Consider the following 8632-nt stretch of genomic DNA (forward strand, 5'->3'; position numbering starts at 1 on the left):
GAGATGTGGGCGCAGGACGCGACGGCGATGTATCAGTACCTGGCCGGCGCCATCGCGGCAACGACGTTCACTCCGTTCACCAATCCGCCCGAGGCCACCACCGCAGCAGCGTTGACCGCGGCAACGGAGGCGGCCGCCCAGGCCGCCGAGACCCCCGCCGGGACAGTCAGTCAGACGGTGAGCTCGACCACGGGCCAGTTGGGTTCGATGGTGACCAGTCCGCTGACTTCCCTGTTGCCCGGCAACTTGGGGTCAATGCTGTCCGGCGAGCTGAGTTCGCTGATGTCCGGCCAGTTCAGTTCGATGCTTTCCGGCCAGTTCAGTTCAATGATGTCCGGCCAATTCAGTTCGATGTTGTCCAGCCAGTTCACCTCGATGATCCCGGGTCAACTGACGTCGGTTTTGTCCACGCCGTTGACCACCGCCACGACCAATATGGTGCCGGGACTCGCCACGGCCACGATGTCGTCGTCGTCGCTGTCGTCGTGGACGACCTCTTCCCGCGCGTTCTCGTCCGCCGCCGGCTTCATCGGCAGCGGTTCGGGCGCGCCGATGTCCGCCCTGGGCGCTTTTTCGATGGGTTCGCCGAGTTCGTTCATGCAATCCTTCGGCCCGGCGGCCGGCGCCTTTGGCAATCAATTCCACACGCTGGGGTACGCGGTAGGCAACGGATTCAGCTCGGGCACAAGCCTTTTCGCCGCGCCCGGCATGAACAGCATTCAAGTGGCCGCGGGTGCGGGCAGGGCAGCCTCGGTGGGCATGCTCTCGGTCCCACAGAGCTGGACCACGGCCGCCCCGGCGCAGATGAGCCAGCTGAGTGCGTCATTGCCGAGCGCCAAGATCACCGCCCTCCCGGCGGCCGCGGCCGGCGAGCCGCCCGCCGTCCCGGGGGGGCCGGGCACGAACGGCGTGCCGATGATCCCCAACGCGGCGCGGGGCACGGGCGGCAGCGCTTTGCCTCCGCCACTGCGAATCGGTCACCGTCCCAATGTGGTCTCAGAGCACGTCCTAGGCGGATAGCGGAAGGAGGATCACCTGAATCCTTTAGGCCGGCGGTCCCCCGACTGACCTGTTCGGCAACTTTTGCGTCCATCACGTCCAATGATCTTTTTGAAGTTAAGGAGGCAGTTGAAATGCCTACGCGCTTTATGACTGACCCGCATTCGATGCGGGCAATGGCAGGTCGTTTCGAAGTTCACGCCCAGACGGTGGAGGACGAGGCCCGCAAGATGTGGGCGTCGTCGATGAACATCGCCGGTGCGGGCTGGAGTGGCCAGGCTCAGGCCACCTCGTACGACACCATGGGACAGGTCAACCAGGCCTTCCGCAACATCGTCAACATGCTCCACGGGGTGCGCGACGGTCTGATCCGCGACGCCAACAACTACGAGCAGCAAGAGCAGGCCTCGCAGCAAATCCTCAGCAGCTAGCCGGTTTTCAGGTAAAGGACAACGAAGATGACGATCAATTACCAGTTCGGCGATGTCGACAGCCACGGTGCGTTGATCCGCGCCCAGGCTGCGTCCCTCGAGGCCGAGCACCAGTCCATCGTGCGCGATGTGCTGGCGGCCGGTGACTTCTGGGGTGGTGCCGGTTCGGTGGCGTGCCAGGAGTTCATCACCCAGTTGGGTCGCAACTTCCAGGTGATCTACGAGCAGGCCAACGCCCACGGGCAGAAGGTGCAGACCGCCGGCAGCAACATGGCGAGCACCGACAGCGCCGTCGGCTCCAGCTGGGCTTAACCAACCTGGGTCTTAACACCGAATCACGCAGTGTCGTAAGCATTGTCGTGATCGAAGAAGGCCATCGTCAGCCGACGCTGCGCGAGTAGTGGTTCGATGGCATCGGCCGCGAGCGGGTGGGAAAGCAGAAAACCCTGCGCTCGATAACACCCGTGCCGCATCAAAGTCAGTGCGGCAGCAGTGGTTTCGACGCCCTCTGCTACCAGTTGGAGGTCGAAGGCCTCGGCTAGGCCGATGATCGCCCGGACGATCGCCAGATCGCCGACATTGGTGCCGAGGTCGTGCACGAAGGTGGCGTCGATCTTGAGCATGTCGACCGGGAGCGACTTCAGGTGCGACAGAACGGCGAAGCCGGTGCCGAAGTCGTCGATGGCGATCTCTACACCTATGTCCTTCAGGCAGTCCAGAGTTCGCTTGGTGTTCTCGACGTCGCTGACCACAACGCGTTCGGTTATCTCCAGGCACACCGCGCCTGGGTCGATGGCGAACTCCTCGATGGTCTCTGCGACCGAACGGACAAAGCCGTTGGCGACCAGTTGGATTGGCGATACATTGACCCGCAGCATGACATTGCGTGCCAGGCCGTCGGATCGCCATTTGCTGAAATCGGCGCAGGCGGTGCGGAGCACCCAACGGCCCAATTTCCCAGCGTGATTGATCGATTCGGCGATTCCGATGAAGGAATCCGGTAGCAGCAGTCCTCGCGTCGGATGTTGCCAACGGACCAGGGCCTCGACGGCCGAGATCTCGCCGGTCCGCATGTCGACCTCGGGCAGATAGTGAAGCAACAGGGCTTCGCTGTCGATCACATCCCGAAGATGCAGTTCGATGTCCTTCTGGAACGCGTCCTTGAGCGACATGTCTTGGCTGAACGCTGCGACCTCGTTCCCGCCGGCGCGCTTGGCCATCATCGCGGCCTGATCGGCCCGGTTCACCAAATCGGATGCCGTGTCTTGACCGGGAGCGCCGACCGCCACACCGATGCTGACGGTGCGGCTCACCATTTCGCCACCGATCAAGACGCTGCATTCCAGCATCATCCGGAGCTGGCGGGCGAACGATTCGGCCTCCAGGGCAGACATCGTCTGATTCGGCACGAAGACGAACTCGTCGCCGCCGACCCGGGCGATCATCCCCGGGCATCCGACCTTAGCCCGCAGTCGCTGGGCGAACACCCTGATGAACCAGTCGCCGGCGCTGTGGCCGAGGTAGTCGTTGATGGATTTCATGCGATCGACGTCGATGTACATGACCGCAACGGGCCCGGGTCGCAACGCCGCGAGCCTGTTGTGCAGGTGCTCCATCAGGGCCCGACGATTGTGCAGATTCGTCAGATCGTCGTGTTCGGCGAGGTACTGAAGTTTGTCCTCGGCGGCGATGCGAACCTGTAGCTGCGCGAAGAGGGCCGCGACCGCCTCAAGCACGTTGAGTTCGTCGCGCTGCCATGCCCGGTCGCCGAATTTGACGAAGCCGAGCACGCCGGTGGTCACGGCTCCGCCCCAGATCAGGGGCGCGGCGGCCACCGAGGGCAGCACGTTCTGACCGTTCGGCGCGACCGGGCATGGATATCCGTAGACAGTCGGGTCCGGCCGGACGACAGCGGGTCTCCTGGCGTGCTCGGTGCGCGCGAAGAAGGGGTCGGCGTCGGCGAAGTAGACGACCGCCAGGGGATCGGGGTCTCGATGGTCGTGCCGCGAGGGCCACTCGGCGACCAGCTTCGAGGCCCGGATGCTGTGGTCGTTGTGACGCAGAAAGCCCGAGTCCACGTCGAACTGCTCGACCAGCTGTGCGAGCACCCGTTCGCTGATCTCGTCGGCCGTGGAGGGGGTTGCCAGCATCAGTTGGGCCGCGACGGCGGGCACGACGCGATCCAGGCTGCCTGACATCATGCCCTCCTGTGGCCCGCGAGGACCCCGGCCTCGGTCAACACCGAACTGCCTGGTCAGACAGACGCCCGCCATTGCTCACAGGATGAGTGAGCCCGCCTCGCCAACCACCGTCACGGTATGACTTTAGTCACACTGAGGCGAGTGGCTAAAGTCCTTAATCTTGCGAACCGTTTGAATATCGAACATCGTCGGGACAGCTACTTTTACACCGGCCTTTGCATGAACATGTTCGCGGCTGCAAATGTCTGGCCGGCACGGATGGCGTACGCGGTGCACCTGACTGCGAGACGATTACCCGCAACGCCCGGTTATTTTCGGTACAGTTAGCCGTAATTTTCGTAACCGTAAACGCGATCTGCAACGTGTTAGTGGCACTGTAAACACGGCTTGGCGCACCGGCCCGCGAGATACTTGCGGCAACGGGTAGGTCGGGGTGTCGTGCAGTAAGGCTCATTGGCGAACCTGGAGGCCCGGTGGCATGCCGTCCGATCCGCACGCCGATTCACCCATGCGGCAAAGCGTCGAGGAGCCGACCATAACCGCCTGCACCGCTCAAATTCTGGACGCCGCGAACCCCGTGGACAATGTGACGTTGGAACGACTGCGCGCCGACCCCGCCATCGAATTCATCGACCATCTCGAGGAACAAGTCGCGGAATTGCGCGCGCTTCGTCCGCAGCCCGAGCCGGAACTGCTTGCCGAACCCTTCCGGTGGGCGTATTTCCCTTGGCGCAGGACCGTCGTCGCGGTGCTCGGGCCGCGGGCGTTTCGCGCGGTACGGCTCGACCGCAACAGGAACCTGATCACCGCCCAGGAGCAGGCGCGCCTGGGTGCGCTGCGCATCGGCGTGGCCGGCCTGAGCGTCGGACACATCATCGCGCACACCCTGGCCACGCAGGGCATGTGCGGTGAGCTGCGGTTGGCGGATTTCGATCGCATGGAACTGTCCAATCTCAACCGGGTCCCCGCGACCGTCCTCGACCTGGGCCTGAACAAGGCCGAGGTGGCCGCGCGCAGGATCGCCGAAATCGATCCGTACCTCGTGATCCGGGTTTTGGACGCCGGACTGACGGTCGACACGATCGAAGAATTTCTCGACGGGCTCGACATTGTCGTCGAGGAATGCGACTCGTTGGACATGAAGGCGAGCCTGCGGGAGAGTGCTCGCGCCCGTCACATTCCGGTGTTGATGGCAACGAGTGATCGCGGCCTGCTGGACGTGGAGCGTTTCGACCTCGAGCCGCAGCGTCCCATTTTGCACGGTCTGCTGGGCGACTTTGATTTCTCGCGGCTTCCCAGCATGAGTAAGCCGGAAATGGTTCCGTATATGCTGCGTTTCCTCGAAGCCGAGGAGATGTCGCCCCGGGTTTTGGCTTCAGTTGTCGAAATCGATCACACGCTATCCACATGGCCGCAGGTATCCGGCGAGGTCGCTTTAGGGGCCGTCGCAATTGCAGAGGCGGTCGGCCGGATCGGATTAGGCAGGGATCTTCGATCGGGCCGGGCGCGAATTGATGTCGGCTCGACGCTCGACCGGCTGGACGAGCCCAAGATGGCTACTCGCGGCGCGTCGTCCGTGGATTTCGGAGATCCCGAGCTGCCGGGCGAATTGGGCGCTATCGCGTCGGCGGCCATTCGGGCGCCTTCCGGGGGCAATGTGCAACCGTGGCATATCGAAGCCGGCCCGAAGGCCATCACCATACGGCTTGCGCCCGAGCACACTTCGGCAATGGACGTCGGGTTCCGCGGCAGCGCGGTCGCGGTCGGAGCCGCCCTGTTCAACGCCAAGGTCGCGGCCGCCGCGCACAACGTGCTTGGACCGGTGAGTGTGACGAACGACGTCGACGGTGTGCCGCTGCGGGCGACGGTGCAGCTGGCAGACGCCGGTGATCCCGACCTGGCCGCGCTGTACGAACCCATGCATTCTCGTGAGACGAACCGCCATCTCGGAGACTTGCAACCGGTACCGGCAGAAACGATCGATGCACTGCGCGCCGTCGCTGAGCGGGAGGGCGCCGAACTGCAGTTTTTGACCGAGCGAGATGACATCGCCTCTGTCGCGGCAATTTTCGCCGCAGCCGATCGCATCCGATATCTCACACCACGCCTGCACGCGGACATGGTTTCCGAAATGCGCTGGCCCGGCGATTTGCAGCCGGAAACCGGCATTGATGTGCTCAGTCTCGAACTCGATTCGGGCAGCCTTGCCGCCCTGGACATCTTGCGGCGCCCCGAAGTGATGTCCCACTTGGCGGACTGGAAAGCGGGGACCGCGTTGGGCGCGGACACGCGCCGGCGGGTGGGTGCCAGCTCCGCAGTCGGCGTGGTCTCGGTGCCCGGTGACACGCTTTCGGACTTTGCGCGCGGCGGATCCGCCGTGGAGGCGGCATGGATTACCGCGCAGCGGTATGGGTTGTCTGTTCAACCAATGTCGCCGGTTTTCTTATATGCGCACAATGCCGACGAGCTTGCGGCGTTGTCGCCGGCGTTTGCTGACGAACTTGAAGAATTAAGGAAAGCTTTCCGAGAACTTGCCCGGACGCCCGCCGACAGTTTTGTTGCGCTTGTGTTGCGATTCGCGTTCAGCGGACCAACTTCGGTACGTAGCCGCCGCAGTATTGAGCGCGTCCGTTTGCTGTAGCCCAAACAACGGCTACCGTAGGGGGAATGCCCGGCTCGTTGGACGATTTGGTCACTGCTGCGGCCGCCGAATTGATGGCGGCCACGGCAGCCAACAACGTAGCTTCCAGTGAACGGGTGCTCGCCGAATTGGTCGGGCACTTTGGAGTGGACTTCGGTTTTCTGCGCCATAACGATCACACGATCCACGCGACAGTGCTCGTTGCCGAATGGCCGCCGCGTCCGGAAATTCCCGATCCTGACCCACTCGCCGTGGTGTATTTCGCCGACGCCGACTCGGTCTTCGCGAGGGCCGAACACATCAAAGAGCCCGACGTCTTGCGGCCGCAGCCGGATAACGCCGACTATCAGCAGAGCATCGAGGAGGGCACCGGTGTCCCCGCGGTATCGCTGGCCTGTGTGCCGTTGCTGTCCGGCGACGTCACCACCGGCATCCTCGGCTTCGTCAAGTTCGGAGACCGCGAGTGGCTGCCTGAGGAGCTCAACGCGCTGAAGGCGATTGCCACACTGTTCGCCCAATTGCAGGCCCGCATCGTCGCCGAAGAGCAGATCCGATTCCTCGCCGAACACGATGACCTGACGGGCCTGCTGAACCGCCGGGCGCTGATCGCCAACCTCGACGATCGGCTGACCAAGCGCAAACCCGGCCCGGTGTCAGTTTTGTTCCTGGATCTGGACCGCTTCAAGGTGGTCAACGATCAGCTTGGTCAAAACGCCGGCGACCGATTTATCGAGGCCTTCTCGGCGCTGATGCGCGATGCCGCCGATGTTCCCACGGTCATGGCCCGCTTCGGTGGCGACGAGTTCGTCGTCGTGCCCACGAAGCCGATGAACATCGACAGCGCCGCGGCCTTTGCCGAGCGGCTGCAGGCCGCGCTGCACCAGCACGTCGTGATCGGCGGCGAACGGCTTGCCCGCACCGTCAGCATCGGCGTCGCCACGGGGATACCGGGGCGCGACACCACCTCGGACCTATTGCGCCGCGCGGATCAGGCGACCCGGTCGGCCAAGCGTTCCGGCGGGGCGAAGGTTGCGGCCTTCAGCCCCGAGATGGCGGCGGAGGAAACATTCCGCAACGACATCGAGCTGCGGCTGCAGGACACCATCGATAGCGGCAGCGGCGACCTGGTGTTGCATTACCTGCCCGAATTCGACATGCAGACCGGTGAGGTGCTGGGCGCGGAGGCCCTCATTCGCTGGCAACACCCGACGCGGGGTCTGCTGATGCCCGACTCGTTCATCGACGTCGTCGAGTCGATCAACTTGGCAGGAAAGTTGGGCCGGCTCGTCATGCGTTCAGCCTGTACGCAATTCGGGCTCTGGCAGTCCCGCGGCGTAGGGCGCGGTGCCGTGCTGCGCGTCAATGTGTCGCCCGTGCAGCTCGTCGCCGACGGAATCATCGACACGGTCGCATCGACCATCGACGAGTTCGGGCTCGAAGCGAGTTCGGTGTGTCTGGAAATCACCGAGAGCGTCGTGGTGGCCGACATCGATGCCACGCGCAAGACGCTGAGTGGGTTGAAGGACATCGGCGTACAGATCGCGATCGACGACTTCGGCACCGGCTACAGCGGCCTGGCCTACCTGAAATCGCTTCCGGTCGACGCGCTGAAGATCGACAAGGGGTTCGTTCGCGATCTCGGCAGCAACGTGCGGGACCTGGCCATCGTGCAATCGATCGTGGCTTTGGCGGACGCCTTCGGCTTGGACGTGGTCGCCGAGGGCGTTGAAACCGTCAGCGCGGCCAAGACATTGCTCGCCTTTGGATGCAGGCGGGCGCAAGGTTTCCTGCTGTCCCGCCCGTTGGACAGCGTCGCGATGGAATCGCTGCTCGCCGGGCGGGTCATCCCGATGGACTTCTCCAGCGCAGGAGCCTCGGGGGAGTCGTCGTCGAACAATCCCGGGACCGGCAGGTCAGTGCGGGTCCCCTCGGATCACATCGGCATCTAGTCGCGCCGTTGCGCGGCCTTCTCAGGCCCCGTCGATCAGATAGGCCGCGTTCCCGTACAAGCGGTCGTATTCGCGAGTCAGGTAGCTGGTCTCCTGGAGGATCTTGGCAACCTGCTCGGGCGCGGCATGCCTGGCGAAATCCCGCCGGTCCCACCACATCATCTTCGTCTGGTAACGCTCATCGGGGTAAGGCGTCGCGGGAATGCTGGACACGACGCCGCCGGACGAACGCCACCGGTTCAGCACGTAAGCCGCGGCCGTAGCCATGCAGAACTGGACGTCGAGCAGGGCCATCATGTGGAAGCCGCTGCGCGCGAGCGCGGCGGTCAGACACCGGTTCTGGTCCGGGTCGTCGGTCACCCATGCCGACTTCATTTCCAAGACACCGAATGGCACGCGGTCGCTGATCAT

6 protein-coding genes and 1 pseudogene are annotated in these 8632 nt (G+C 63.9%); 5 read left to right on the forward strand and 2 right to left on the reverse strand.

Annotated features, from left to right (window positions below; genetic code table 11):
* The 3 genes from JOZ00_RS13395 to JOZ00_RS13405 all read left to right on the forward strand — a co-directional run.
* A partial coding sequence (locus JOZ00_RS13395; RefSeq protein ID WP_293344441.1) for a PE/PPE C-terminal domain-containing protein occupies positions 1-1020 on the forward strand: 1020 nt, incomplete at its 5' end.
* A gap of 113 nt (positions 1021-1133) precedes the next feature.
* Positions 1134-1430: a WXG100 family type VII secretion target gene (locus JOZ00_RS13400; RefSeq protein WP_293344442.1), complete on the forward strand. Its 297-nt coding sequence runs from the start codon at positions 1134-1136 to the stop codon at positions 1428-1430.
* A gap of 27 nt (positions 1431-1457) precedes the next feature.
* Complete coding sequence (locus JOZ00_RS13405; protein WP_293344443.1) at positions 1458-1742, forward strand: WXG100 family type VII secretion target; 285 nt, start codon at positions 1458-1460, stop codon at positions 1740-1742.
* A gap of 23 nt (positions 1743-1765) precedes the next feature.
* Here the strand turns inward: JOZ00_RS13405 and JOZ00_RS13410 are convergent, their stop codons facing one another.
* On the reverse strand, positions 1766-3628 hold the full coding sequence (locus JOZ00_RS13410) for an EAL domain-containing protein (RefSeq protein ID WP_293344444.1): 1863 nt from the start codon (positions 3626-3628) through the stop codon (positions 1766-1768).
* A 511-nt stretch (positions 3629-4139) separates the two neighbouring features.
* On the opposite strand from JOZ00_RS13410, the gene JOZ00_RS13415 reads away from it, so the two are divergent.
* Both JOZ00_RS13415 and JOZ00_RS13420 read left to right on the forward strand, forming a co-directional pair.
* Complete coding sequence (locus JOZ00_RS13415) at positions 4140-6272, forward strand: Rv1355c family protein (protein WP_293344446.1); 2133 nt, start codon at positions 4140-4142, stop codon at positions 6270-6272.
* A 26-nt stretch (positions 6273-6298) separates the two neighbouring features.
* A complete protein-coding gene (locus tag JOZ00_RS13420; RefSeq protein ID WP_293344445.1) occupies positions 6299-8221 on the forward strand; it encodes a bifunctional diguanylate cyclase/phosphodiesterase in 1923 nt (640 codons plus the stop codon).
* A gap of 21 nt (positions 8222-8242) precedes the next feature.
* Here JOZ00_RS13420 and JOZ00_RS13425 read toward each other — a convergent pair.
* A pseudogene (locus JOZ00_RS13425) lies at positions 8243-8632 on the reverse strand (hypothetical protein); the annotation flags it as partial.

This window comes from Mycobacterium sp. (assembly GCF_019243155.1).
Lineage (GTDB): Bacteria > Actinomycetota > Actinomycetes > Mycobacteriales > Mycobacteriaceae > Mycobacterium.